Source organism: Planktothrix rubescens CCAP 1459/22 (genome assembly GCA_904830895.1).
Lineage (GTDB): Bacteria > Cyanobacteriota > Cyanobacteriia > Cyanobacteriales > Microcoleaceae > Planktothrix > Planktothrix agardhii.
Genome location: LR882958.1, coordinates 1,350,646 through 1,373,324, shown reverse-complemented (window position 1 = coordinate 1,373,324; position 22,679 = coordinate 1,350,646). Strand labels below are relative to the sequence as shown.

At 38.8% G+C, this 22,679-nt stretch carries 32 protein-coding genes and 1 pseudogene; 8 read left to right on the top strand and 25 right to left on the bottom strand.

Features of this window, described 5'->3' with window-relative positions; genetic code table 11:
* Nucleotides 1–148 precede the first annotated feature (148 nt).
* From NMG86_RS06450 to NMG86_RS06395, 12 genes and pseudogenes are all read right to left on the bottom strand, one after another.
* Nucleotides 149–377: pseudogene (locus NMG86_RS06450) on the bottom strand (type II toxin-antitoxin system HicB family antitoxin).
* Between the two features lie 177 nt (nucleotides 378–554).
* Nucleotides 555–809 (bottom strand): DUF4926 domain-containing protein, encoded by a 255-nt coding sequence (locus NMG86_RS06445; protein ID WP_026797268.1) that lies wholly within the window; start codon nucleotides 807–809, stop codon nucleotides 555–557.
* 10 nt (nucleotides 810–819) lie between these two features.
* On the bottom strand, nucleotides 820–1,155 hold the full coding sequence (locus NMG86_RS06440; protein ID WP_026797267.1) for a DUF6883 domain-containing protein: 336 nt from the start codon (nucleotides 1,153–1,155) through the stop codon (nucleotides 820–822).
* A gap of 181 nt (nucleotides 1,156–1,336) precedes the next feature.
* Nucleotides 1,337–1,852 carry a hypothetical protein gene (locus tag NMG86_RS06435; RefSeq protein ID WP_026797266.1) on the bottom strand — a complete coding sequence of 172 codons (516 nt, stop codon included), beginning with the start codon at nucleotides 1,850–1,852 and terminating at the stop codon, nucleotides 1,337–1,339.
* 133 nt (nucleotides 1,853–1,985) lie between these two features.
* Entirely contained in the window at nucleotides 1,986–2,897 is a 912-nt protein-coding gene (locus NMG86_RS06430) for an IS5/IS1182 family transposase (RefSeq protein WP_026788241.1), read from the bottom strand.
* Nucleotides 2,898–2,946: 49 nt separating this feature from the next.
* The gene (locus tag NMG86_RS06425) at nucleotides 2,947–4,269 is read right to left on the bottom strand and encodes a hypothetical protein (protein WP_026798696.1); all 1,323 of its coding nucleotides are present in this window, start codon (nucleotides 4,267–4,269) and stop codon (nucleotides 2,947–2,949) included.
* A gap of 158 nt (nucleotides 4,270–4,427) precedes the next feature.
* Complete coding sequence (locus NMG86_RS06420; RefSeq protein ID WP_052338655.1) at nucleotides 4,428–5,381, bottom strand: S1 family peptidase; 954 nt, start codon at nucleotides 5,379–5,381, stop codon at nucleotides 4,428–4,430.
* A 177-nt stretch (nucleotides 5,382–5,558) separates the two neighbouring features.
* Complete coding sequence (locus tag NMG86_RS06415) at nucleotides 5,559–6,341, bottom strand: S1 family peptidase (RefSeq protein WP_081694457.1); 783 nt, start codon at nucleotides 6,339–6,341, stop codon at nucleotides 5,559–5,561.
* A gap of 51 nt (nucleotides 6,342–6,392) precedes the next feature.
* Nucleotides 6,393–6,983, bottom strand: coding sequence for a COP23 domain-containing protein (locus tag NMG86_RS06410; protein WP_026798697.1), 591 nt, complete (start codon nucleotides 6,981–6,983; stop codon nucleotides 6,393–6,395).
* A gap of 137 nt (nucleotides 6,984–7,120) precedes the next feature.
* The gene (locus NMG86_RS06405) at nucleotides 7,121–7,741 is read right to left on the bottom strand and encodes a J domain-containing protein (protein WP_026797264.1); all 621 of its coding nucleotides are present in this window, start codon (nucleotides 7,739–7,741) and stop codon (nucleotides 7,121–7,123) included.
* A gap of 120 nt (nucleotides 7,742–7,861) precedes the next feature.
* Entirely contained in the window at nucleotides 7,862–8,476 is a 615-nt protein-coding gene (locus tag NMG86_RS06400) for an ATP-dependent Clp protease proteolytic subunit (RefSeq protein ID WP_026797263.1), read from the bottom strand.
* 29 nt (nucleotides 8,477–8,505) lie between these two features.
* Nucleotides 8,506–9,192 (bottom strand): ATP-dependent Clp protease proteolytic subunit, encoded by a 687-nt coding sequence (locus NMG86_RS06395; RefSeq protein ID WP_026794325.1) that lies wholly within the window; start codon nucleotides 9,190–9,192, stop codon nucleotides 8,506–8,508.
* A 56-nt stretch (nucleotides 9,193–9,248) separates the two neighbouring features.
* Here NMG86_RS06395 and NMG86_RS06390 point away from each other — a divergent pair, with 56 nt between their 5' ends.
* The 4 genes from NMG86_RS06390 (at nucleotide 9,249) to mtnA (ending at nucleotide 13,927) form a co-directional block, all read left to right on the top strand.
* Nucleotides 9,249–10,487: a vWA domain-containing protein gene (locus NMG86_RS06390; RefSeq protein WP_026797262.1), complete on the top strand. Its 1,239-nt coding sequence runs from the start codon at nucleotides 9,249–9,251 to the stop codon at nucleotides 10,485–10,487.
* A gap of 296 nt (nucleotides 10,488–10,783) precedes the next feature.
* Nucleotides 10,784–11,320 (top strand): hypothetical protein, encoded by a 537-nt coding sequence (locus NMG86_RS06385; RefSeq protein ID WP_052338654.1) that lies wholly within the window; start codon nucleotides 10,784–10,786, stop codon nucleotides 11,318–11,320.
* Between the two features lie 105 nt (nucleotides 11,321–11,425).
* Nucleotides 11,426–12,652, top strand: a complete 1,227-nt coding sequence (locus NMG86_RS06380) for an NAD(P)/FAD-dependent oxidoreductase (protein WP_043938811.1) — start codon at nucleotides 11,426–11,428, stop codon at nucleotides 12,650–12,652.
* A gap of 222 nt (nucleotides 12,653–12,874) precedes the next feature.
* Nucleotides 12,875–13,927 carry an S-methyl-5-thioribose-1-phosphate isomerase gene (gene mtnA / locus NMG86_RS06375; RefSeq protein ID WP_026797261.1) on the top strand — a complete coding sequence of 351 codons (1,053 nt, stop codon included), beginning with the start codon at nucleotides 12,875–12,877 and terminating at the stop codon, nucleotides 13,925–13,927.
* A 189-nt stretch (nucleotides 13,928–14,116) separates the two neighbouring features.
* Here the strand turns inward: mtnA and NMG86_RS06370 are convergent, their stop codons facing one another.
* From NMG86_RS06370 to NMG86_RS06335, 8 genes are all read right to left on the bottom strand, one after another.
* A complete protein-coding gene (locus NMG86_RS06370) occupies nucleotides 14,117–14,386 on the bottom strand; it encodes a hypothetical protein (protein ID WP_026797260.1) in 270 nt (89 codons plus the stop codon).
* A gap of 27 nt (nucleotides 14,387–14,413) precedes the next feature.
* A complete protein-coding gene (locus NMG86_RS06365; RefSeq protein WP_052338653.1) occupies nucleotides 14,414–15,871 on the bottom strand; it encodes a ribosomal protein L7/L12 in 1,458 nt (485 codons plus the stop codon).
* A gap of 447 nt (nucleotides 15,872–16,318) precedes the next feature.
* Entirely contained in the window at nucleotides 16,319–16,462 is a 144-nt protein-coding gene (locus NMG86_RS06360) for a hypothetical protein (protein ID WP_158442145.1), read from the bottom strand.
* Between the two features lie 115 nt (nucleotides 16,463–16,577).
* Entirely contained in the window at nucleotides 16,578–16,949 is a 372-nt protein-coding gene (locus tag NMG86_RS06355; RefSeq protein WP_237157161.1) for a clan AA aspartic protease, read from the bottom strand.
* 113 nt (nucleotides 16,950–17,062) lie between these two features.
* Nucleotides 17,063–17,458 carry a DUF5615 family PIN-like protein gene (locus tag NMG86_RS06350; protein WP_026789145.1) on the bottom strand — a complete coding sequence of 132 codons (396 nt, stop codon included), beginning with the start codon at nucleotides 17,456–17,458 and terminating at the stop codon, nucleotides 17,063–17,065.
* Nucleotides 17,455–17,829, bottom strand: coding sequence for a DUF433 domain-containing protein (locus tag NMG86_RS06345; RefSeq protein ID WP_026789144.1), 375 nt, complete (start codon nucleotides 17,827–17,829; stop codon nucleotides 17,455–17,457). The genes NMG86_RS06350 and NMG86_RS06345 overlap by 4 nt, the downstream gene beginning before the upstream one ends.
* Before the next feature lie 120 nt (nucleotides 17,830–17,949).
* A complete protein-coding gene (locus NMG86_RS06340) occupies nucleotides 17,950–18,162 on the bottom strand; it encodes a type II toxin-antitoxin system HicB family antitoxin (RefSeq protein ID WP_043938009.1) in 213 nt (70 codons plus the stop codon).
* Entirely contained in the window at nucleotides 18,163–18,603 is a 441-nt protein-coding gene (locus NMG86_RS06335) for an addiction module protein (protein WP_043938008.1), read from the bottom strand.
* 228 nt (nucleotides 18,604–18,831) lie between these two features.
* Between NMG86_RS06335 and NMG86_RS06330 the strand changes: the two genes are divergently transcribed.
* Together NMG86_RS06330 and NMG86_RS06325 are read left to right on the top strand one after the other, a co-directional pair.
* Nucleotides 18,832–19,074: a DUF4160 domain-containing protein gene (locus NMG86_RS06330; RefSeq protein WP_026797258.1), complete on the top strand. Its 243-nt coding sequence runs from the start codon at nucleotides 18,832–18,834 to the stop codon at nucleotides 19,072–19,074.
* Complete coding sequence (locus tag NMG86_RS06325) at nucleotides 19,049–19,324, top strand: DUF2442 domain-containing protein (RefSeq protein ID WP_026789141.1); 276 nt, start codon at nucleotides 19,049–19,051, stop codon at nucleotides 19,322–19,324. Before NMG86_RS06330 ends, NMG86_RS06325 begins: the two co-directional genes overlap by 26 nt.
* A gap of 300 nt (nucleotides 19,325–19,624) precedes the next feature.
* Here NMG86_RS06325 and NMG86_RS06320 read toward each other — a convergent pair whose 3' ends face one another.
* Complete coding sequence (locus NMG86_RS06320; protein ID WP_199918697.1) at nucleotides 19,625–20,248, bottom strand: hypothetical protein; 624 nt, start codon at nucleotides 20,246–20,248, stop codon at nucleotides 19,625–19,627.
* Between the two features lie 34 nt (nucleotides 20,249–20,282).
* Nucleotides 20,283–20,534 (bottom strand): UPF0175 family protein, encoded by a 252-nt coding sequence (locus tag NMG86_RS06315; protein ID WP_026789139.1) that lies wholly within the window; start codon nucleotides 20,532–20,534, stop codon nucleotides 20,283–20,285.
* Nucleotides 20,535–20,647: 113 nt separating this feature from the next.
* Here NMG86_RS06315 and NMG86_RS06310 point away from each other — a divergent pair, with 113 nt between their 5' ends.
* Both NMG86_RS06310 and NMG86_RS06305 read left to right on the top strand, forming a co-directional pair.
* On the top strand, nucleotides 20,648–20,899 hold the full coding sequence (locus NMG86_RS06310) for a UPF0175 family protein (protein WP_026789138.1): 252 nt from the start codon (nucleotides 20,648–20,650) through the stop codon (nucleotides 20,897–20,899).
* Nucleotides 20,892–21,398 (top strand): PIN domain-containing protein, encoded by a 507-nt coding sequence (locus NMG86_RS06305; protein ID WP_237157162.1) that lies wholly within the window; start codon nucleotides 20,892–20,894, stop codon nucleotides 21,396–21,398. The genes NMG86_RS06310 and NMG86_RS06305 overlap by 8 nt, the downstream gene beginning before the upstream one ends.
* Nucleotides 21,399–21,527: 129 nt before the next feature.
* Here the strand turns inward: NMG86_RS06305 and NMG86_RS06300 are convergent, their stop codons facing one another.
* The 3 genes from NMG86_RS06300 to NMG86_RS06290 all read right to left on the bottom strand — a co-directional run bounded on the left by NMG86_RS06300 (nucleotide 21,528) and on the right by NMG86_RS06290 (nucleotide 22,628).
* On the bottom strand, nucleotides 21,528–21,773 hold the full coding sequence (locus NMG86_RS06300; RefSeq protein ID WP_026789136.1) for a type II toxin-antitoxin system HicB family antitoxin: 246 nt from the start codon (nucleotides 21,771–21,773) through the stop codon (nucleotides 21,528–21,530).
* Nucleotides 21,774–22,159: 386 nt separating this feature from the next.
* Nucleotides 22,160–22,411, bottom strand: coding sequence for a type II toxin-antitoxin system RelE family toxin (locus NMG86_RS06295; protein WP_026789135.1), 252 nt, complete (start codon nucleotides 22,409–22,411; stop codon nucleotides 22,160–22,162).
* Complete coding sequence (locus tag NMG86_RS06290) at nucleotides 22,404–22,628, bottom strand: hypothetical protein (protein WP_237747590.1); 225 nt, start codon at nucleotides 22,626–22,628, stop codon at nucleotides 22,404–22,406. Before NMG86_RS06290 ends, NMG86_RS06295 begins: the two co-directional genes overlap by 8 nt.
* Nucleotides 22,629–22,679 lie beyond the last annotated feature (51 nt).

Sequence of the window (22,679 nt, the reverse complement as noted above, 5' to 3'; positions counted from 1 at the left end):
CCCATAATAATTCCTTTTTACTTATCTGTCAATTCCACATTTCACCATCCCTGTAGGGGCAGGTTCACCCAGATATTTGATACCCATCGACAAATTATGTAAACCCGTCGCCTCCACTCTTTAAGGCGCGATCGCTTCCAACCTATGTTCAAGCAAACAGAAGGTTTTCTGTTATATTTTTAGGTTTGGGGAGAGATTTACCATCTATCTGATATTCTTCAACTAAAAGCTCTAATACCTCTACTGCATTCTTCAAAGCTTCCTCGTAGGTATCTCCGTGAGTGTGGAACTGCTGGGATGGAAAATCAGGTAAATGCACGCTTGTAACAGTTATCTTCATCAGACCATTGAATAACAATTATATAAGGTAATTTCATAATAACGATAAGTGAACCCAGCTTTTAGCAGTAGGCTTTTGAGTTCTCGAATCTTTTTGGGCATAAGCAGACATTAAAATTGTGGCAAGGTGACAGCAATACTTTAATCATATCCGAGAAAGGGGTTATTGGTTGGGCGGGGGCGGGTTTATTAAGATTATTGATGAGTGGCAAAATTCATCGCGATCGCGCACTTACAGATTCTACTAATTCATAATGTAAAAGCATTAACATTGTGGCGGGAATTGTCTCCATTGCATAAGTTGTGCCATCTTGATGAGAAAATTCTACCTCAAAGGCACTGCCATCAAATTCCATTACGACTGTTCCTACTTGTCCTTTAGATAATTTAATGATTTCTTTGGTTTCAAAATGGGTTGCTTCTATGTCTTCTGTTAAAGCAACAATATCTAGGTCTTTAATTGTTTGCATTGTTTTTGCCTCACTTTTTGACGGGATAACAATTTGTTAATCTAGGGAAATTTTCACCTGAGCGGATGATCCAAGCCGCTAGAATCAGAGACTCACCTACTTCGGTTTGAAGCCAGAATTTCATGTTGTAATGTGTTCCGTATTCATTGGTTTTCTGAATAATAACATTTTCGTTGATAGCAGCTTCTTTTAAAGCCTGTTTGAGCAGTTCAGCATTTTCTAGGTTAATGCCTAACTTACTGGCAAACAAAATAGCTTTATTTTTTCCGGCTTGGTGATTCAGATTTAGAGAATATTCTTCTATTTTATTGCCTAAATCTACTAGATGACCATTGGGCAGTTTCACTATTAATAATTTTTTTGAAGGATAACGTAGAATATTTAGTATTATAGGATAATTTATATTTGCACATTTGTCAACTATACAAATGTGCAAATATATCCTCTTTGGGTGAGTGAGGGCGGGTTTATTAAGATTATTGGTGGGTGATAAAATTGATCGGTGAACCCGCCCTTACAAATTTTATTCAATGGCACTTAACAGTTACAGACAAACTGTTGCTTTTCAAACCAGTTACATCAGTTACAGTCACAGAGTTTGAATAATCCTTCGGCCCCCCACTTCCACTTCCAACACATTTTACTTTAGAGTTAATTGTGCCACTACCATTGGGTGGTGAGATTGTTTCTTTGTCAACAGGAGTTCCTGTAGTATAACCAGATACTTCCCAACTGCTGGCATTACCATCTTTATCCTCATAGGTGAACATTAGCGGAGCCGTTGACCCCCATCCTACTGTGCAGGTTTTTCCACCATTACAAGTGAAGCTGGTAACGACGGGTGCGCTACCACTTGAGGGACTAGGTTGTGTTGGCGGGTCTACAACATCTCGAATTTTCCCAGACAGTTCAGTGGGATCGAGGAGTCGCTGGCATTTTCTGTCACTTGCACAAATTTTGCATTTTTCAAAATTGTTTAAACACCAATCTGCGATCGCTAGTCCCTTACCTATTAGATATCTCCGAAAATCCCCAAATGCCATCTATCGCTAATTTTTGAACCTCTAGCACTCCTGTGCCGGGTTCTCCCAAAGTAACGGATTTATAGGCTTTTTCAGTTACATTAATAATAATTAATGAATTTTATCTCTGATATTCAATCATTTTTTACAAGAATTATGGGCAATTCTTAGATGATAATACAATCGCTCCTATTCGCCATCTTATTAGTCCACATACTGTCAAGATTACTGCTTCATAATTTTCCCTCTTTAACCGAAATCTTTCTGAAGCAACTCGATAAATTTTTATCAGTCTTATTAAATGTTCGACTACAATCCTTTGTTTGGCTTTTAACCGATTTTCTTCTCGATGTTCAAGCGATATTTCTTGATTTCTCGGTTTCTTATGTGGTGTATTAATTGCTGTTTCCCCTACATAAGCTTTATCCCCTCTGTATTTTTGATTGTTCCCCAATTCCTCGCTTCTTTCTCTCCACAATTTTAGATCGCTTGTTGCTCCGGTATAACCCACTACTACATCCACTATTTCTTTCCCATTTGGCATGACAATCACTTGATTTTTAAACGTATGTGTTTTTTTCTTTCCTGAGTAATATTTTTTCTGCTCTTCATTGTCTGTTGGTCTTTGCATGGGCTGTTCATAGCTATCTACTATTAACTCAAATTCCAGCAGAATTTTTTCTACCCACTCCCAATCACTCTCGTTTTTTTTTACTTGCTCAACTAAACTCGCTGGTAGTAATTCTCTGAAGATTTTTATCCAGTTATGGAAAATATCATTCGCTGTTGATTCACTCACTTCAAACTGTAACCCTAACATTTGAAATGTGGGCATCTGATGCAGATAAATTAGAGTTAGTAATATTTGTTCATCCACAGATAATTTCTGGCGACGACCCCCACCTGCTTTAATCAACCTGATTTTAGTTTTTTCTTGTTCCTGTCGTTTTTCTTGTTCTAATAACTCCGCAGCTTGAATGAGTTCTATCAACTGTTCATATTCCATCCCTAATAGCCTTTTTGCTTGCTGGGGATTCTTGTCCAGATACTCTCTTAAGTTACTCATCTCTTATTGGGGTAAAATCCAATTTTACCATCTTGCTATCCTTCCCAATTTATATTTTGGAGATGTCTATTGTGTAGGCGTTACCTATAATTCCTGCAACTTTGCCTATCGCGCCCCCTACTTTGCCCAGTTTATCTGCTATTCGCGCCAATTTTTCTTTGTACTTAGATAGATTGGCTGTTCCTCCCCACTGTCTGACTGGTTGCGATCTAGAGATTTGTTCATTGGTAAGCCCTTGACCCTCATATCCAGGTGTTCGAGGGATTGGCGGTCTGTTGGTAGTAGGTGGCTGATTGGTGCTTGGTGGCTGACGATTAAGTTGTTCATTGGTAAGCCCTTGACCCTCATATCCGGGTGTTCGAGGGATTGGCGGTCTGTTGGTAGTAGGTGGCTGATTGGTGCTTGGTCTGTTAGTTGTAGGTGCCTGATTGGTAGCTGGTGGCTGACTGTTAACGGGTTCTGGTGCTATATCTCTTCGACCAAATGAGTCTTTTTTGCTATTTTTAATAAATTCCCGCAGTTTTTTTTCAGACTCAAAATATTCTCGATTATTATATTCGGGTCTGAATGGATTTTCTGTAAGTAGAGGCAAAAAAGACTCTTTTTTAGTCATGCTTACAACTATTGGAGAATTATAGTTCTGTCTATTTTTCAAATTTTTTGAATTATATAATGACAGGCTAGAATTCATTTTTTCCATTAATACATAAATTTCGTCCCCATTTTTCTGGTCAAGAATTATTGCCCATCTAGTTTGTCTGTCTTGGCTACCTACCCAGGTTATAATTATATCTTCATAGGTTTCTGTCAAGAAATTCTCTGTTGGGAACTTGGTTGATGTTTGAAGTTGACCACAGTTAGTTTCACACGTAGATATTGTGAACTGTCCATTGCTTTCAGTGATTTCTACAGGAGCAACATAAGCAAGTTCACTCTCTGATGAAGAGCCATAAATGCTGTATAACCATATACCAGCTAAAGACTCTTTATCGGATTGTAGCGGATTAGGTTGACCCGAACCAGGATTATCAAAATCAGGACGCAATGGCTGATTCGGCCCCGGATCTTGAGGAAAAGGCGGCGCTTGCGGATTACTCCCAGCCGGCACACTCGGTGCATCATCAAACTCCCCCGGATCTCGCTGCACCAACCAATCCGAAATATTCCTTTCCACAGCAGGCGGAGTCGCCGCCACCACCCGATCCGAAGACTTAGCTAAATTCACCGTGCAAACCGTCGAACTAAAACTAAAAACCGTACAAAGTGCAGCCGATAAAGCGCGATTAACAAACGTACCCGGAGCCAACAAAGTACCCATTAAAACAGCAAAAAAACTGACAATACCCAGAGCAAAAATACGAATCCGACGCATAATTTACCTCAACTCAATGACTAAAATAATCTTCTAATTAACCTCGTAGGGGCGGGTTAACTCGGAATGCTGTTAAAGAGGCTCTGCCTCGTCAACCTCTAAAATGAAAGTTGAATAGGTCAGCGCAGGCGGAGCCTAGAAACGAGGAGGGTACGTTGCTAAAAAGGTAAAATATGCCGTAGTCCTCGCTGGACTTCGTTACGAATTACATCTTTAATTAAATCTTGAGCAAAATTATCAAACCAATTATTAACCTGTGTGTCATCCACTTTTTCTGCATCCACATTTTCCGTGGCTTTATTATCCATCTTGCAATCCGATTTCTCCATCCCCGCCTGCGACATCATGCCCACAAAAGTATTAATCGGAATTGCATAATTGAACCCAGTTTTTACCTCTTCTTGACCTTCGGTAGTTTTTACACTTTGCCCACCTTCTCCACTTTCCTGACTTGCCTCATCACGTTTGCTAACAGTTGCAAGTCCCACCGTTTCTCCCTCTCCGTGAATGCCAATTACTCGACCGCTAACATCAAAAACTGGCCCGCCACTCATCCCCCGCCGCGTCACCGCATCATAACGCATCGTATATCCTCGCTCGTTACTCGATCGCACGTTAGAAACTAGCCCATTCGTAAACGCATATTCCCGTTCTTTACTACCCTCTGCTGGCAAAGGATACCCTGAAATATAAACTCCTGAACCGATATCGGCTTCATCGGAATTACTAATTGGTGCTACTGAATATTCTTCTCCACTCTCAAACATCACAACAGCTAAATCCGGCCCGCTTTCATTATTCTGAAAACCCTTCACAGCCGTCACTTTATGCTCTTTCCCCTTAGAAGTCCGAATCACATACTCAGAATTAGGATTTGTCACCACATGATTCGCAGTCAACACCGTGTAGGTCTTGCCTTTTTTAGAAATAATCACTCCTGAACCGCCCAAATTAGGGGCTACTATATTGTTAATCTGTACTGTAGTTGGAATTGCAATTTGAGCCACTTCTTTTGCAGTTTTAGCGATCGCAGGTTGCACAATTACTAATGCTGCCACAGTTCCTACAAAAATACTGGGTACATAATTAAAACCCAAAAATCGATTATTCATAATTTTCCTCTGTGAATCATTGACAATTAATCAAAATTGTGAAACAAAATCAAATATTTTCCCGTAGGGGCGGGTTCGCGTTAACCTTTAATACCCACAAACAATCTCCCAAAACCCGCCCCGAACCCATCCCCAAATTAATGATTAACTGAATATTAACGGTGGGGTGGGGCGGGTTTAGAAAGGTGATCTGTTGGTATCAGAAATTTGTACGGAACCCGCCCCTACGGGTTGAGGAATTAAGGTATTATGCCAATAGGGAATAATCGGAATCCCCCAACTGGAATTAACCATTAATTCCAACATTTCTTGAGAGGGTTCTGTGCCATCTTCAAAGGCATAAACACCAAAATCAGGATCACGGTTTTTCAGTCTGCCATTAATCCCAATTAATTGCCCCCAACTGTTAAAAATTGGCCCGCCACTCATCCCTACTCGAATTTCATTGGTATAACCCAAACGATATCCTTGCGGTAAAGATTTTGGCGGTAAAATAGAGATAATCCCTTGGGTGAAACGAAACACTTGCAAACCTTGATCAAAGGTGGTTTGAAAATTGTGTTCTTCATACATGGGAAATCCGGCCGCAAAAACGGGTTCTCCAACTGCGATCGCACCGGAACTAATAGGAGCAATTTGATAATTGGTGTTACTATTAAAACGGGCGATCGCTAAATCGTTATTTCCTAACTGTTTGGCTCCAAATAATTGATACTTTTGCCCATCAGGAGTAATCACCGTTTGTTGCTGACTAAATGCGAGAACGTGCCAATTGGTAATTACCGTATAAGTTTGTCCCTGTCGTTGGATAATTACACCGGAACCAGAAGCATTAGGGGTTAAAAGACGAACCGTTGTTAACCGTGCTAATCTTTCAATATTGACCGTTTGCTGTTCAGTGAAACGATGATTAATCTCTGGAATTTCTGCCAATACGGGATGATGTCCTGATAGAATCATCAGTGTTGTTATACAAATTCCAGTCCTGATGAAATGGCAATTCATCTGTGTTTAAAGCTCCCGTGAACCGTTGCTAGGTGTAGTTTGTGGTGCAACAACGGGTTGAGAATTTAATTGAGGAGTAGTCACGGAATTGCTATCATTTTCCAAGCGTCCACTCACATCAATATAAGGAATTGCGCCACTTTCAGACAGAGAGGGAACACCCGCTTGTCCTTCTCGCCAAGCTAACAGTTTATTCAATGTGGCGATCACGTCCTGACCGGGTTTTAGGGTAAAAATCAATCCTTCACAACGACCATTAACTTGACTGGCTGTACAGATGACGGGTTGACTGTTCATTATCCCTCCCGTGATATATTTAAGCTGTTTGTTCTGGCGATAGGTTTCTAAACGTCCACTGACTTCTGTACACCGTCTTAGGGGATCATAACCTGCTCCTGAAAACACATCAGACTCCCATTTAATCCAAGGTTCTCGACTTCCTTGGGTGTTTTGATACAGTGTTGTCGGGGTTCCAGTGGAGGTATCGCAGAAAAACCCTTTTTGTCCTGGTGCGGGTTGACTCAAAGCCGTTTGAGGTGCTAAAAAGCTACTACACAAGGCAATTAAGCCGGTGAAAACTAGAGATTTGTGTCTCATATAACAAATTTTAGGCGAAAATAATAAATGACCCGATTATACCTAAAAAAGCCCAGCAAATCAAGCATCATTGGGATTTTTTATCTTTTTTTACAAATCTTCGCAAAAGTATAGTTCAAAAACCCGGCACCTAGAGATTAATAAATCTTTTCCAACTGTCTAAAATCCCGTTCCACTTCTGCCCATAATGCCCGATTATGGGGGTCGGTTTTTAAGGCTTTTTTTAAATAATTTCTCGCTTTATCAACCTGCTTTTCCGTAATTAATTGTCGTCCCCAACGTTGATAGGAAATCGCTTGCCATTGGCGAATTTCAGGATCATGGGGAATGCGTTGGGCCAAACCTTCAATTAATGCGATCGCCCTGGGAAAACGCTTGTATTTTAATAATTGTTGTAACTGTAAATAGGAATTTTCCTTAATTTTTTGTTCTTCTTTTGTTAATTCAGGATTAAACTCAATCGGTGGACTTTTGGGCGTGATTTTAACTTTTGTAGGTTGATATTGGGGAACTTTAGATCCCGATGTAACGGTTTTTTTTGAAGCCGTAACGGGTGCTAATTCCGCTTCTGATTTAGCGATAGTTAATAAAAATTTATAGGCTTCTGTAATCGCCATAAACTTATCTCTAGCGACTTCATTTCCAGGATTGACGTCAGGATGATATTGTCTGGCAAGCTGCCGATAAGAGGTTTTCACCGCCTCTAAACTCGCCCCTAATCTTAACCCTAATTGTCGGTAATAGTCTGTTGTATCCATCACTAATTGTATCAGTGACTTAAGTTAATAATATGGGAAGTAAATTTCACAAATAGAAAAGCAAATAGAGGATAAATGGATGGGAAAAACCCATCCAATATTATAGTGAATTGTTAACCCTTAACCTGCGGTTAAAGCCACGGTCGCCCGTTCTTCAATCACTTGGTCAATTAAACCATAATCCTTGGCTTCCTGGGCAGATAAGAAATAATCCCGATCCGTATCTTTCTGAATTTTCTCCAAAGTTTGCCCGGTACGAGTGACTAAAATGTCATTCAATAAACTGCGGATTCTCAAAATTTCTCTGGCTTCAATTTCGATATCCGTTGCCTGACCCCTTGCCCCGCCTAATGGTTGGTGAATCATAATTCTGGCATGGGGTAAAGCTAACCGTTTTCCGGGGGTTCCTGCGGCTAATAGAAAAGCTCCCATGGAAGCCGCTAAACCCACACAAATCGTCACCACATCGGCTTTAATATATTGCATGGTATCGTAAATTGCCATACCTGCTGTTACCGATCCCCCCGGAGAATTGATATACAAATAAATTGGCTTATTAGAATCTTCCGCATCCAAATATAGCATTTGTGCCACAATCCGATTGGCTAAACTATCGGTGACTTCTTGACCCAAAAATAAAATGCGTTCTACACCTAAACGGGTATAAATATCAATCCATCTTTCGTATTGACTACCTGGAAGACGATAAGGGACACTTGGAACTCCAATCGGCATAGCTTTTACCTTTTTAACTTCAATTAATTTTAAACCGTTGCCACCAATGCGGGAAGTTCTTTTCGACTTTTTAACACCTTATCAATTAAGCCATATTCCTTGGCTGCTTCTGGCGTTAAATAGAACATCCGATCGGTATCTTTAGAAATTTTTTCTACCGATTGTCCGGTATTTTTTGCTAAAATTTCTAACATAGTTCTCTTATTATCGAGAACTTCTTTTGCCCGAATTTGGATATCCGTTGCTTGACCTCTTGCCCCACTTTTGGTTTGATTTAAAACAATGGTTGCATTCGGTAAACTCGCCCGGAAACCTTTAGTCCCCGCGGCTAAAATCATGGCTGCGGTTCCCATGGCTTGACCGATGCAAATAGTATGAACCGGAGGCTTAATATAGCCCAAAGTATCGCAAATGGCAAAAGCTTCAGTCTCAAACCCAATTGCATCCCCTCCATACCAGGAAGTTCCCGTGGAGTTGATGTAGAAATAGATAGGTTTATCAGGATCGTCGAACTGTAAGTAAAGCAGTTGAGCGATAATCAGTTCAGTAACATCAATCCCCACTTGGCGTTTGATGTCATCGGACGAATACAGGGGAAGTCCCAGATAGACAATCCTTTCCTTCAACAGAAGGGATTCCAAATCTGGCGGGGGAGTCCGAATCGGGCTATCGGTGTAAGAATATGCCGATTGCACAGCTTGAATGGGTTCTCTCATCAGGAATTCTCAACCTTAAACTTATAAAAATAGTAGCGCAACTTCAGGTAATCATAATGAAACTCAGTTTACAAGCAATTCTTAGTGATCCCAACTTTGATCTGTCCGTTGGCAACAGTCAACGTCAGTTGGCGATCTCCATTTCGGCTTTTCCCTCTCAAAGTGATGCCGATGTCCCTTTGAATTTGTGCCTAATTTTAGATCATAGCGGTTCTATGAGTGGAAAACCCCTAGAAACCGTGAAACAGGCGGCAATTGAGTTAGTGGATCGATTAAAACCTGGCGATCGCATTTCTATTATAACCTTTGATCATCGCGCTAAAGTTTTAATTCCGAATCAAGATATTACGGATTTGGAAAATATTAAACGGAAAATCAACGCTTTAAAAACCTCCGGGGGGACGGCCATTGATGAAGGGCTAAAATTAGGAATTGAAGAATTAGGAAAGGGCAAACAGGAACGAATTTCTCAAGGGTTTTTATTAACCGATGGTGAAAACGAACATGGAGACAATGATCGCTGTTTAAAATTAGCCAAACTCGCCGCTAGTTATAACTTAACTATTAATACTTTGGGGTTTGGTGAAGATTGGAACTCCGATGTTTTAGAAAAAATTGCCGATGCTGCCGGGGGAACTTTAGCCTATATTGAACATCCTGAACAAGCGTTGGATCAATTCAGCCGTTTGTTCAATAAAATGCAGTCGGTGGGCTTAACTAATTCCTATTTATTATTGGATTTAATGCCTAATGTTCGGTTAGCAGAACTCAAACCCATCGCCCAAGTTGCCCCCGATACGATTGAATTACCAATCCAAAAAGAAGGAGATAAATGGATTGTCCGTTTAGGGGATGTGATGAAAGATATGGATCGGGTGGTCTTAGCCAATTTATATTTTGACAAATTTCCCCCCGGAAAACAAGCGATCGCCCATGTTCAAGTCCGCTATGATGATCCTTCCTTAGATTTAAAAAATTTATATTCTGATTTGGTGATGGTGGAAGGTAATTTTGTCAGTGATTATCAACCCAAAATGGATGGGTTTGTGCAACAACAAATTTTAACCTTAGCCAAATATCGTCAAACTCAAATTGCCGAAACCAAACTGCAACAAGGCGACCGGGCGGGGGCAGCAACTATGTTACAAACTGCGGCTAAAACTGCTTTACAAATGGGGGATAAAAACGCAGCAACGGTGTTACAAACCAGCGCTACTCGCTTACAATCGGGAGAAGAATTATCCGAAAGTGATAAGAAGAAAACCCGAATTGTGTCTAAAACCGTGTTGAAATAAGAGGCAAAAAACAACTGGGAAATCCAATCCTTAAAATTAGGGGTTTGGGATAATCCGGGTTTCCCCTGGATATTAAAGAGTGTAAAGGCAAACTTTCCAATTTTCTAACTGTCTATTTTCTCACCAACAGACACAACCTCTAAAACCCTGATTTTGCTTGATTTAATCAGGGTTTTCTCTTGGAATAGACCCCCCAATTTTCTATCAACCTTGTAGAACTTAGAATAGTAGCACTCACTAACCACTAAAGCTATTCAATCCCCAGGTAGAGTGAAATCAAAGCATTAGGAAAATGTATGATTTCCAATCAAGTTCGTAGCTGTTTAATTGCCACAATTGTTCCTTTTATGATTAGTTTGTTCATGCCGATGTCGGGAAATGCCCAAACCCCCAGTAGTAACGGCAATACTGATATATTTGTCCTTAAAACCCAAGATGCCAGCCATAATATGTTTCATGCTCCTGTGATTTCTAATTTTGATTGGTTCAATGATGGGGATAAAATTGGCTTAACCGATGGCATCAATGAAATAGATTTAGACTATACGAAATTAATTGATTTTGATGGGGATGGACGGACTGATGATGCAGTTATTAAAATCAAATCTACCCAAGAAATTTTAGGCGTTGTCTTGAATGCCGATGACTTTGTTTTAAAAGGTGAATTTGTTTCTATTCCTTCGGTTTTGACTCAACCCATTGCTTGTTTACCTAAAACCAATACAGTCACCTGTCAAGTTCCTGCTTTCAACCCAATAATTCTGCAATCTTCATCGAGTATAACCTCCTCAAAAAGTCCTGAATTAAAAGGAGAAATCAATTCTAAAAATTAAACCGCGCAAAATATTGACCTCCGTGCATCTATCCAAAATCATCAGATCAAATTAACAGTAATTTGTTAAACTATAATAGCTCTTTAAACTTGAGATTTTATTCCGATGAAACGTTTTGATGTTGTGATTATTGGTGCGGGGCCAGCCGGAGGTCAATGTGCAAGAAAACTTACCCAAGCGGGTCAGCAAGTGTTATTAGTTGAACAACATGAAACTTTCTCTAAAAATGATTTTTCCAGTGCCGCCACACCTTTAGAAACCTTGGAAAAATTTAATTTACCTGAAACTGTTGTTGGAAGTTTTTGGCAAAATCTAGTGATTATTACCACAAATGTTAATCAAAAATGGCAGTCTCCAACACCTTTGGGGGCTGTTTTTGATTTTGCCAAATTACGGGGATTTTTAGCTACAGAAGTTACTAACCAGGGCGGTGAGGTATGGATGGGATATCGCTATATTAAGCATTTTCAAGAGAATCAAAATACAATTGTTGAATTAAAACAACGGTCTACCGGGAAAATTATTTCAGTAGAAACTCAAGTTTTAGTCGATGGGACTGGGCCGACTCGGGCTGTTATGTATGCTAAAAAAGCACCCCAACCTAATTATTTAACCGGGACAGGAATTGAATATTTAATTGAACTTTCAGAAAATGATTATCAAAAATATTCTCAAGATTTAATTTTCTTTTTGGGTCATCGTTGGATGCCCAGGGGCTATTCTTGGATTTTTCCGATGGGAAATAATCGCTTAAAAGTCGGTTCTGCCAAATTAAATCGTTCCCATGAATGGGTAAATCAAACTCAGACTTTACGTTCATATCTGGAATTATTACTAACGGATTATTTAACAGAAATTCCCTGTAAAATTATTAACCATCATGGGGGAATGTTAAAATATTCTAGTGGGTTAGAAGATATTTATTATCAGGATAATATTATTGCCATTGGAGACGCAGTTTCTATGGTTAATATGTTGGGTGGGGAGGGTATTCGTCACGGAATGGAAAATGCTAATATTGCGGCGGGATATATTCAGGATTATCTATCGGGAAAAATAACTAATTTTGCCGAATATCGTCAAGAAATTAAACAAACCTATACTCAAACTTGGAACTGGTCAGAACAAATGGGTTTGAGTAAATATTTACAATATAGTGACCAGTCTATTGATAAAGGAGTTTATTATCTCAAGGATTTATCTTTAGAAGATATGATGGCTATTTTATTTGACTATGATTTTAAACGATTATATAAAGCTGGGTTCAAATATTTGCGCTATAAAATTAGTGGGATTTGGACAAGATTAAAACTTAAACTCAATTTAATCTAATTTTGTCTAGGATTATTATAATAGATGAGGATCACCCGATAGGTTGATGGGAGGACAAGCAACTATGACCCATGCAACGACTGAAAAAATCATGTCCTTGCAGGAGTTTCTCAATTATGCTCAAGATACCGATACTGGTTATGAGCTAGAGGATGGGAGACTTCTTAGACTTATAATTGAATAACTGGCAACAATATTCTACTATCAATTTTAACTCTAAAAATGACCTCAACTTTAACTCAAGTTTATCCGATTATTTGGGAAAGTGATCGCGCTTCCCTCATCGACCAAACCCGTCTCCCCGATGAATATACCCGCATAGAAATTACCACCTATCAACAAATGGCAGAAGCCATTAAAACCATGATTGTTCGGGGCGCTCCCGCCATTGGAATTGCCGCAGCCTATGGCTTATATTTGGGGGCGAGGGAGATTCAAACTTCAGACCGTCAGGAATTTTTGAACCAACTAGAACCCATTGCCCAAGTCCTGCGGGCAACCCGTCCCACGGCGGTTAATTTGTTTTGGGCGATTGATCAAATGTTGCAAACAGCAACCGAAACCCCCGGCACAATTGAGGAGATTAAAACCGCCCTATTACACAAAGCCAATACGATTCGGGAAGACGATATTAAAACCTGTTTTGCCATCGGAGAAGCGGGGTTAATTGTATTACCTAAAATACCCGAAAAACTGAATATTCTCACCCATTGTAACACAGGTTCCTTAGCAACCGGAGGTTATGGAACCGCCTTGGGAGTTATTCGTTCCGCTTGGAATTCAGGACGGTTAAATCGAGTTTATGCCGACGAAACTCGCCCCCGGTTACAAGGAGCTAAATTAACCACTTGGGAGTGCGTACAAGATCAAATTCCAGTAACATTAATTTCCGATAATATGGCAGCCCATTGTATGAAACAGGGGTTAATTCATGCGGTAATTGTTGGAGCAGATCGAATTACAGCTAATGGCGATGCGGCGAATAAAATTGGAACCTATAGTTTAGCAATTGTGGCTAAAGCTCACAACGTTCCTTTCTTCGTGGCTGCACCCTTATCAACGGTGGATTTTAAATTAGCAACCGGGGATGAAATTCCGATTGAAGAACGAGATCCTACGGAACTTTATCAGGTGGGAACTACTCGAATTTGTCCCGAAGGAGTGGAATTTTTTAATCCGGCTTTTGATGTGACTCCGGCGGAATTAATTACCGCTATTATAACAGAAAAAGGGGCGGTTATTCCTGGGGAATTAAAACAATTTTCTGTGATTTAATAAACCACAAAGACACTAATAAATGAAGACTGAAACCCAGATTGAAAGTCCCTCATCATGACTGTTTTATTCACTAAAAATTAGGTACAAAAAAGACAAAGATCATTGATATTTTCAGCTATCATTCTTTGAGTGATTGTCGGAGAATGATAGCGATTAATTCTGAGAAGATTAAGAACTATAGCAATCCTAACCCTTAATCTTCTGTTTAATATAGTGTTGAAAAATTGGATTTAATAGAAATAGCGATCGCCCTTCTGCTTCGACTTTTTCAATTAAATTATGTCGAATTAATGATTGTATCACTTGCCAGAATTGAGGTTTTGATAATTCAATATTAGCAGGTTTTTGGGAAATATTCACAGGTTGATCTTGATTCGCTAACCAATATATCACTTGTTTTTCTGATTCCGATAAACGCTCTAAGTAAGATTTTAAATTGGGTTCTAAGTCCCCCAAATAGATATCATTTTGATCGGTTAAAAATTATAACCCTAGTAATTTAGCTTTCAAAGCTGAAAATTCTTCATCAGTAAGAACTCCTTCCTTGTGTAACTTTGCAAACTTAGCTAGTTCATCTGCTACTGAGGGTTTTCCTGAAGTATTAGCTAGTTGTTGCTTTATTTCTCTCATTCGTTTTTCTACAAGCTCTTTAAACGCTCTGAAGTTTTCATTACACTCTTTTCCTCCAAAAGTAATTACATTTTCTTGTTGATGCTTCATCTCATTAGGCTTTGGAAAGTATCCAGGATATACAAATTCAATAGTTCCATCAAGAATGCCACTTGCTTTAAAGTTGATAACTGTTATATTTTCCACTGGAATCTTTACAACGTTAGCATCTTGGTCAAAAAAGTTAAAAAATTTGCCAATAGCACCCTGACTGATAACTACATAATCATCAATTAAAGCGACCTCTCCACCAATGGTATTTTTAGCATACGGATAGTCTTTTTCTGCTGTTTGCTCTTTCTTGGGTATAACTTTTTCTGCTAATTTTCGCAGATTTTTGCTAAGTTCTGGATCGAAACCATTCATGCTTATCTCGAAGTCATTAAAGTTACTGCACAAAGAGATATTTTGCTGAGCAATTCGTTCCAAAGATTTTATTTCATAAGCGACTTGATTTTTTATAGCCAAAAAATCTTTCTTGGCACTTTCAGCCGAACATTGCAACTGATATAGCCTTCTTACTTCGCTGATAAGATTTTTTAAATAGATTAGATTCAAATTTTCGCTTTGCTCGTCATTAACTATTATTAACTTAGCTAAATTTATGTAATTTTCCTCAAGTTCTTTTTTATAAGTGTCTACCATATCAAATAAGCTCCCTACCGAGCTCTTTATTTGGCTCCACAACCCTTCCTTTGATACCTCTTGACGTTTTAATCGCACATCTTCAGCCTCTGCTAATTTTGCTTTAGTTTTAGATATTTCTTCTACAGTAATTACAATTTCAGGATGGGATGATATTAAATATGCTCTCTCGTAATCGCCAAAAGAGGTTCTTCCGAAATTTTCTAACTCTGATGCCATTCCTTTGAATTTCTCTTGGACTTCGGTTAAAGTATTGTTCGCCGTTAATATCTCCTCCTCTGCTTTAATTTCTTTTGTTCGTAACATAGCTATCTGCTCTTTAATTTGCTGCATAGCATCTAAAAAACTTATATTTTCTCCGACCAGCAAATTATCTAACAACAGTTTTTCTGAGTGTTCTTCTTCATAAACTTCTATAGTCACTATTGCTCCGGCATTTTTTAATTTCAATTCCAATTTCTCCGCTTCTTCTGCTGTAGCAGTTTTTACTATAGATATAGGAGCAGATTCTACGGTATCTTTTGCTTCTTTCAATCCTAAACCGCTTATCTCGCGAACAGCCTTCAAGATAGAGATTTTACTATCGCTAGGGACTTTCACAAGAATGACATTCCAATTATGAGACATAAACCTATTAAATGTATTATACTTAAATATCTAATATTACACTATTTCTAGGCATAAAAACTGTATCATAAAATACCATCACAAAAATAGTCAAACTGTAATTATCTCTTTTCAAGGTAACTCACCCCATCTCCAACATTTTTCTCGTTTCAAGGTTTGCTAGTTTCAAGGTTCTACCCTAAAATACCAATCCTAGAGCGATCGCTTTTATTGATAGAAAAGAGGCGATCGCTATTATTATAAATAAATTTAAGGTAAAAGTTGAGATTGTATAAAACTTAATCCCTGATCAAATTGTGATATCATTCTGCAATTAAAACTATTCAATTCTGCTTTAATTTCTGGTGTATCGAAATCTCTTGAATTACGGTTTAAAAAACAAGCAATTGTTGGTTGATTCTGCTGTAGATGAAACAGATAGGACAAAATTAGTCTCAACGTAAATATTCACGCAATATCCTCATATTGAAAATAACCACCTGCTATAGCTGTCCCTAGCCCTGACTCAACTAACCATTGTTGAGATTGATCACCCTCTTTACCAAAGGTTTGAGAATGAATTATTTCTCTTAACCAAGAAGTAACAATCATTTCAAAACTCTGGGGATTGATTTGATTTCCTCGTTCCCAGGCTTATGCTTGGAAATGTATGATGGTTAATGTCTGTTTGTCCAACTAAAATTGACAAAATCAAATTCCTCCTCACTCACGATCGCAAAATATCATCCACAAGAACCGTACCACCATCACAGAAGTCTATACTGAGATGATAATTTTCAAGTAGTGCAGTCCCGATGAGCGGACGATGACCCATTCCTAGCACTGCAACATCTTTTTCTACACCATCCCACAAAATAGTTGCCAAATAAACGTTAGTTGCCACATTAGAATTATCGGCTAAATTTGCATTAATTTCACCAATGTAAGGCAACCCAAGTTTGGCGATCGCAGAAGATGGCAAGGTCAAGAAGCCTTCAAAACCTGTATCAACAACACACTCAATTTCCCTCGTTCCCAGGCTGGAGCCTGGGAATGTCTGATCAGAGGCTCTGCCTCTGGTTTTAGGTGGCAGAGCCACCCGAATATCATTTCTAGGTAGAACCTAGAAACGAGAAAATACTAATCCTAGAGCGATCGCTTTTATTGATATAAAAGAAGCGATCGCATTTCTTCAACAACCTCTACCCTACTTCATGGGATAAAAAGCCGACTTACACCCATATAAGTATTAATATCAATCACAATTTCAATTAGACGCTCAACACAACGTTCTCGATATTCCGAATCATTCAGTAGTCTATCGGCATTTCCAACTGTAATCACAGGTAATGAATTAGGAGTATTTTCTTCACGCATTACTTGCTCTAAAGAATCCTTGCCTTTCATACTGCGATTAGCTGTGAGCAAAATCATCTGATTTTCTTGAGCAAGCCGCCAAACAACCCGATCATTAGTATTAATTGGTAAGCCTATTTCATCAAAGGTGATAAAGCGAATGGGTAGGATATCAAGCCAACCTTGATTAGCAATAGAACCAAAGAAAATCATAGCGTGTCCGTTGAGATTATGATCTATCAAAAAAATCATGCTTTAGCCTCACGTTTTGCCTTAGCTGCTCGTAGTTTTTCCCATGCAGCTTCGGTTCCTGGTTGGGGAGGTTGCGCGGCAATTCTAGCAATCAGATCGCGATTTTTTTCTTCATAATACAGCCGCAGTTCTTCAGCTTCCTTAAGCACCTGTTGATACTCAACTTCAACGTCAGCACGATTGGCATCAATATAAGCTAAAGCCGCGTTAATTTGTGCTTCTGTCAGATCAAATAATCCCCTAATAAACTTAGGTGGATATTGAGCCGTCACATAGTCCATGATGTCGTAGATAGTGATGCGTGTACCTGCGATTGTTAATCCTCTTTCTGTACGGATAATAGCTGTTTGTTCGTTAGATAAGGTTGTCATACCTATAGCCTCCTAGAAGTTATTTTTATTTTAAATCACCGCGACTCCAACATTTCCTCAACTGTGAAACCAATATCAATTGCAATCTGCCGAAGCAATCTAGGTGATATATCACGCCCTTTATGAAAAGGAACAGTCGTTGAGGAGCATCTCAATTACCTCACGCAGATTCTCCTGTAACTCATCCAATGTTTCTCCCTGGGAATGTGCGCCAGGAAACCCAGGAATATAACCAACGTAAAGATTGGTATCAGAATCTTTTTCGATTATAGCAGTAAATGTTTTCATAAGATTTGCTTTCGATTGTCGCCCAACTACATTTTCTTGCATCATTTATGCCGTCCTAACCAATGTACCACCAACGGCATAAACCGCATCAAAACCAATCCGTTCTGCCCAAATTATTGCATTAGCCTGTTTAGCCTGTAATTTGCCACTTGTTACTACCAAGTCTTCACCAATTTCATATTCACCCGTCTCCACATTAATTGAAATAATCTTGCCAATATTCTCCGGTGTCTCTACTTGAGCGCGGATAACATTTTCATAAAGTTCTTTACCCCGTCGATCAAACACTTGTTCAGCCGGAATGCCAATAACTTCGCCGCTATCCATTTCGCGATCGCGCCTTTGGGCTTCCTCACTCCAGATAGCCGTAACTTCTGGATCAATTTCCCTACTTTGTCCCAAGTGTTTTAGGAGTCGGGATAGCAATATTGCCTGAGAATCCCTTGGCAATGCCATAACTTGAGCTTCCAGATTTTCAATAGTCATAGTATTTAAGGATTTTATGATAGCTCAATTCTATCATAATCCTAGAGCGATCGCTTTTAGTAATAGAAAAGAAGCGATCGCTCTAAATTATTAGGACTGGTTAAGAATTTCCTCGTTCCCAGGCTCATGCTTGGGAATGTATGATGGTTAATGTCTGTTTGTTCAACTGAAATTGACAAAATCAAATCAATATGATTAAATATATTAGGGTAAAAGTATCTATTAAAAATGCTAACAGTTTTAAGATTTGAAAGCTATCGCTTTTATTTTTACAGCCATGAACCCAACGAACCTCCCCATATTCACATTGATAGAGATAATCTCTCAGCTAAATTCTGGTTATCGACCGTATCTTTAGCCAAAAATATAGGATTTAATGCTAAAGAGTTAAGAAAAATACAATCCCTTGTGGAAGTCAATCAACAAAAATTTTTAGAGGCATGGTATGAATACTTTGGCAATTCAAACTGATATTCGTGTAAAAAATGTTCTCATCCATGAAGATGCTTTTAGTGTGGAATTAATGGATGGACGCACTCTCACCACCCCCTTAGCTTGGTTTCCTCGACTATTAAAAGCTAATCCCGAACAATTACAAAAATGGGAAATTTGTGGCGGGGGTTATGGGATTCATTGGGAAGAAATAGATGAAGATATTAGTACCGAAGGATTATTACGCGGTGCGGCGGCTCCTCAAAATCAAATGCAATCCCTAGTATAAATTCTCTTGTTGCTCATTTCAATATTCTACCTTAAAATATTAATCCTAGAGCGATCGCTTTTATTTATATAAAAGAGGCGATCGCTATTATTATAAATAAATTTAAGGTAAAAGTTGAGATTGTATAAAACTTAATCCCTGATCAAATTGTGATATCATTCTGCAATTAAAACTATTCAATTCTGCTTTAATTTCTGGTGTATCGAAATCTCTTGAATTACGGTTTAAAAAACAAGCAATTGTTGGTTGATTCTGCTGTAGATGAAACAGATAGGATAAAATTAGTCTCAACGTAAATATTCACGCAATATCCTCATATTGAAAATAACCACCTGCTATAGCTGTCCCTAGCCCTGACTCAACTAACCATTGTTGAGATTGATCACCCTCTTTACCAAAGGTTTGAGAATGAATTATTTCTCTTAACCAAGAAGTAACAATCATTTCAAAACTCTGGGGATTGATTTGATCTGCGGTGACTCCAGCCCGTTCAAAGTAAGGTTGAAAAATCGGAGTTGCATCAATAATATAAGAAGGTTCTGCGATCTGTTTTTGATGATTCAGATTAGACCATAAATAGATTGAATCAGTAAAAACTAACATAATGTAAGGGGTTTTTGGAAAATTTTCACTCTCAAAAATTTTCCAGCCTAATTCTAGCACCCAAGGGAGTGAAGGATTAGAGCGTCGCTTCACTTCAACAATTAATATCAGTTGGTTTTCACGATTATAAACCGATATATCCCAACGAGAACGTCCAGATGGTTTTGATCCTAAATCATTCCGATTAAAGGTAGCAAGTTGAGAGTTTTTTTCAGTATTTTCAACCTGAAGTTGTGCTAAAACACGGGTTGCGATCGCATTTTGTTCGTCTTCGGGAAGTTTTTCCAATTCTTCCATAACTTGCTGAACTAATTTATTCATTTTCTCCTTGATCTAAAGTTTGCTTCAATAACCACTAACTACGAGCATAAGTCAAATCATCATCTAATTCTTCTGGTGTGTAGTGTCGTAAAACTCCACGCTCTCCCAATAGTTGTCCAAATTCATATTTATCCATAACAGCCAGTTCTCGTGCTTTACCAAAGGATAATAGATCCTGACTATAGAGAGCGATCGCTAATTCTTGTCGCAATTCCTGTTCAATACGTTGTTCGGGTAAACGAATTGCTTGTAGAACAGAATCAGAAATTGAAATTTGTATTCCCATATTCGTTTATTATCAATAAATTTAAGGTAAGAGTTGAAATTGTATTCTATCGTTTCCTGGTTCTAGTTGGAACTGCTATGATCATATAAAAAACGTCAACCTCCCCAAAAAACATGACCACAGTAACACTAGAGTTACCTGAAGAAATTTTTTCAGCCCGTCGCCTTCCCCCAGAAGATTTTGTTCAGGATATGCGCCTAGCTGCTGCTATCTATTGGTATCAAAAAGCTGAAATTTCTCAGGAAAAAGCCGCCCAAATTGCGGGTTTAAACCGCAGAGACTTCTTGGATGCTCTAGCGCGTGAGCAAGTTGATGTGTTTGTAATTGACTTTAATGACCTACAACGGGAGCTTGAGCGTGGCTGATTCTTTGGATAAGAAAGTCATCCCCCCTGCCATCAATACATCTCCTCTAATATTCTTAACAAAGGGTGGGGTTTTGGAATTATTGCAGATCATCAGTCAAGAAATTATCGTACCTGCCGCTGTAGCAACAGAGATTCAGGCCTATGGAGAAATGGATGTAACCGCCATAGCACTTGTTCAGAAAAACTGGCTAGTTGTTGTGGAAACTCCGCCAGTACCAACTGTGATTCAGAGTTGGGATTTAGGTGCAGGTGAATCCGCCGTACTAACTTGGGGTTATGTCCATCCTGGGACAGAGGTAATCCTCGATGATCTAGCAGCCCGCCGCTGTGCAGCAGCATTGGGAATTCCGGTTCGGGGAACACTAGGTTTAGTTCTCCATGCTAAACAACAAGGTATCATTCCTACCGCCCGCCCGATTTTAGAAAAATTACGCTTATCAGGGATGTATCTGTCTGACCGGGTAATGAATCAAGCACTGGCATTAATAGGAGAATAATATGAATACTTTGGCAATTCAAACTGATATTCGTGTAAAAAATGTACTCATCCATGAAGATGCTTTTAGTGTGGAATTAATGGATGGACGCACTCTCACCACTCCCTTTAATTGGTTTTAAAGGAGGCATCAGGCAACTTCTTTAGTAATTGTAAGGTCGATATTATCAAGGACGGGTAAAGGAAGATTCAGCGTGAGACCAAGTAAAATCCAGTCTTCCAATACCTCTTGCAATTCTTCTCTACAAGCTTCGAGAGTTACAGCATTTGCATAGACTCCCTCACAGATAGGAATTTCTCCGTAGAAAGTCCCGTCATCAGGAAAAATTTCATACCGAGCTTGCTTCATCGCAGCCTGAATGTATTGAGTTAACATATTTAGCTTATAACTATTTTATCTATTGTTAGATAACATTTTACTACATATCGCTTGCTAAACCGAGTAACTCGTTATACTGATCATCTTAACGTTGCCATCTCAAATCCTATAATCAAGATTCTACCTTGAAATACTAATCCTAGAGCGATCGGTTTTATTGATATAAAAGAAGCGATCGCTCTAAATTATTATGACTGATTAAGAATTTGTGTTAACAACTCAGGGGAAATCCGAAATCCAGCTTTGTTAATTAGCTGATCAATTACAGGGGTGAGTGATTCAAGTTTACTAGAATTGATTAATTGAAATTAAATTCAAAATTCATAAGTAGCAGAAGAAGTGCGATCGCACTTTAATTTCATACTCTTACCCAAACAAAAAGGCTATTTATAAACATCTCCGCGAGAACCAATCTGAGTTACAACATAAACTTGATTGTCTCTGTCTTCTAAAAACACTACGCGATATTTACCCACTCGCAATCGTAATTCAGGACGACCTTTCAGGGGTTTAATATCAAGTCCTGTTGAATCTGTAACTAACGCATCCAAAGCCTTAACAATACGCACTTGATCGTCCAGTTGCATTCGTTCTAAATAGCGTTCGGCTGCTTTCAACAGAATGTAGTCAGTCAATTTTTTCTCCAAATAGTTTCAATTTCAGTTCTTTTGAAGATATTCCACGATCGCGTCCCGCCAAATAATCCTGCAAAGCATTTTCACTTGCGACTATTTCTGCCGCTGAAATTACCTCATCATCTCCTTCCACTTCTATTCCTTGCTCGACGATATTTTTCAAGTCTCCTAATAATCGGAGTTGCTCAGTGATAGTCAAAGTTTGAACTTGATTCATTACCTCGTTATAAGTAGGCATAGACTCTCTGTTAAGATTTTTGGGTTCTTG

Bases quoted from the DNA above. Each gene is read 5' to 3' on its own strand.
- NMG86_RS06445 (WP_026797268.1), bottom strand. From the start codon at position 809: ATGCAAACAATTAAAGACCTAGATATTGTTGCTTTAACAGAAGACATA.
- NMG86_RS06435 (WP_026797266.1), bottom strand. From the start codon at position 1,852: ATGGCATTTGGGGATTTTCGGAGATATCTAATAGGTAAGGGACTAGCG.
- NMG86_RS06430 (WP_026788241.1), bottom strand. From the start codon at position 2,897: ATGAGTAACTTAAGAGAGTATCTGGACAAGAATCCCCAGCAAGCAAAA.
- NMG86_RS06425 (WP_026798696.1), bottom strand. From the start codon at position 4,269: ATGCGTCGGATTCGTATTTTTGCTCTGGGTATTGTCAGTTTTTTTGCT.
- NMG86_RS06420 (WP_052338655.1), bottom strand. From the start codon at position 5,381: ATGAATAATCGATTTTTGGGTTTTAATTATGTACCCAGTATTTTTGTA.
- NMG86_RS06415 (WP_081694457.1), bottom strand. From the start codon at position 6,341: ATGATTCTATCAGGACATCATCCCGTATTGGCAGAAATTCCAGAGATT.
- NMG86_RS06410 (WP_026798697.1), bottom strand. From the start codon at position 6,983: ATGAGACACAAATCTCTAGTTTTCACCGGCTTAATTGCCTTGTGTAGT.
- NMG86_RS06405 (WP_026797264.1), bottom strand. From the start codon at position 7,741: ATGGATACAACAGACTATTACCGACAATTAGGGTTAAGATTAGGGGCG.
- NMG86_RS06400 (WP_026797263.1), bottom strand. From the start codon at position 8,476: ATGCCGATTGGAGTTCCAAGTGTCCCTTATCGTCTTCCAGGTAGTCAA.
- NMG86_RS06395 (WP_026794325.1), bottom strand. From the start codon at position 9,192: ATGAGAGAACCCATTCAAGCTGTGCAATCGGCATATTCTTACACCGAT.
- NMG86_RS06390 (WP_026797262.1), top strand. From the start codon at position 9,249: ATGAAACTCAGTTTACAAGCAATTCTTAGTGATCCCAACTTTGATCTG.
- NMG86_RS06385 (WP_052338654.1), top strand. From the start codon at position 10,784: ATGATTTCCAATCAAGTTCGTAGCTGTTTAATTGCCACAATTGTTCCT.
- NMG86_RS06380 (WP_043938811.1), top strand. From the start codon at position 11,426: ATGAAACGTTTTGATGTTGTGATTATTGGTGCGGGGCCAGCCGGAGGT.
- mtnA (WP_026797261.1), top strand. From the start codon at position 12,875: ATGACCTCAACTTTAACTCAAGTTTATCCGATTATTTGGGAAAGTGAT.
- NMG86_RS06365 (WP_052338653.1), bottom strand. From the start codon at position 15,871: ATGTCTCATAATTGGAATGTCATTCTTGTGAAAGTCCCTAGCGATAGT.
- NMG86_RS06360 (WP_158442145.1), bottom strand. From the start codon at position 16,462: ATGATTGTTACTTCTTGGTTAAGAGAAATAATTCATTCTCAAACCTTT.
- NMG86_RS06350 (WP_026789145.1), bottom strand. From the start codon at position 17,458: ATGATTTTTTTGATAGATCATAATCTCAACGGACACGCTATGATTTTC.
- NMG86_RS06345 (WP_026789144.1), bottom strand. From the start codon at position 17,829: ATGACAACCTTATCTAACGAACAAACAGCTATTATCCGTACAGAAAGA.
- NMG86_RS06340 (WP_043938009.1), bottom strand. From the start codon at position 18,162: ATGATGCAAGAAAATGTAGTTGGGCGACAATCGAAAGCAAATCTTATG.
- NMG86_RS06335 (WP_043938008.1), bottom strand. From the start codon at position 18,603: ATGACTATTGAAAATCTGGAAGCTCAAGTTATGGCATTGCCAAGGGAT.
- NMG86_RS06330 (WP_026797258.1), top strand. From the start codon at position 18,832: ATGCTAACAGTTTTAAGATTTGAAAGCTATCGCTTTTATTTTTACAGC.
- NMG86_RS06325 (WP_026789141.1), top strand. From the start codon at position 19,049: ATGAATACTTTGGCAATTCAAACTGATATTCGTGTAAAAAATGTTCTC.
- NMG86_RS06320 (WP_199918697.1), bottom strand. From the start codon at position 20,248: ATGAATAAATTAGTTCAGCAAGTTATGGAAGAATTGGAAAAACTTCCC.
- NMG86_RS06315 (WP_026789139.1), bottom strand. From the start codon at position 20,534: ATGGGAATACAAATTTCAATTTCTGATTCTGTTCTACAAGCAATTCGT.
- NMG86_RS06310 (WP_026789138.1), top strand. From the start codon at position 20,648: ATGACCACAGTAACACTAGAGTTACCTGAAGAAATTTTTTCAGCCCGT.
- NMG86_RS06300 (WP_026789136.1), bottom strand. From the start codon at position 21,773: ATGTTAACTCAATACATTCAGGCTGCGATGAAGCAAGCTCGGTATGAA.
- NMG86_RS06290 (WP_237747590.1), bottom strand. From the start codon at position 22,628: ATGAATCAAGTTCAAACTTTGACTATCACTGAGCAACTCCGATTATTA.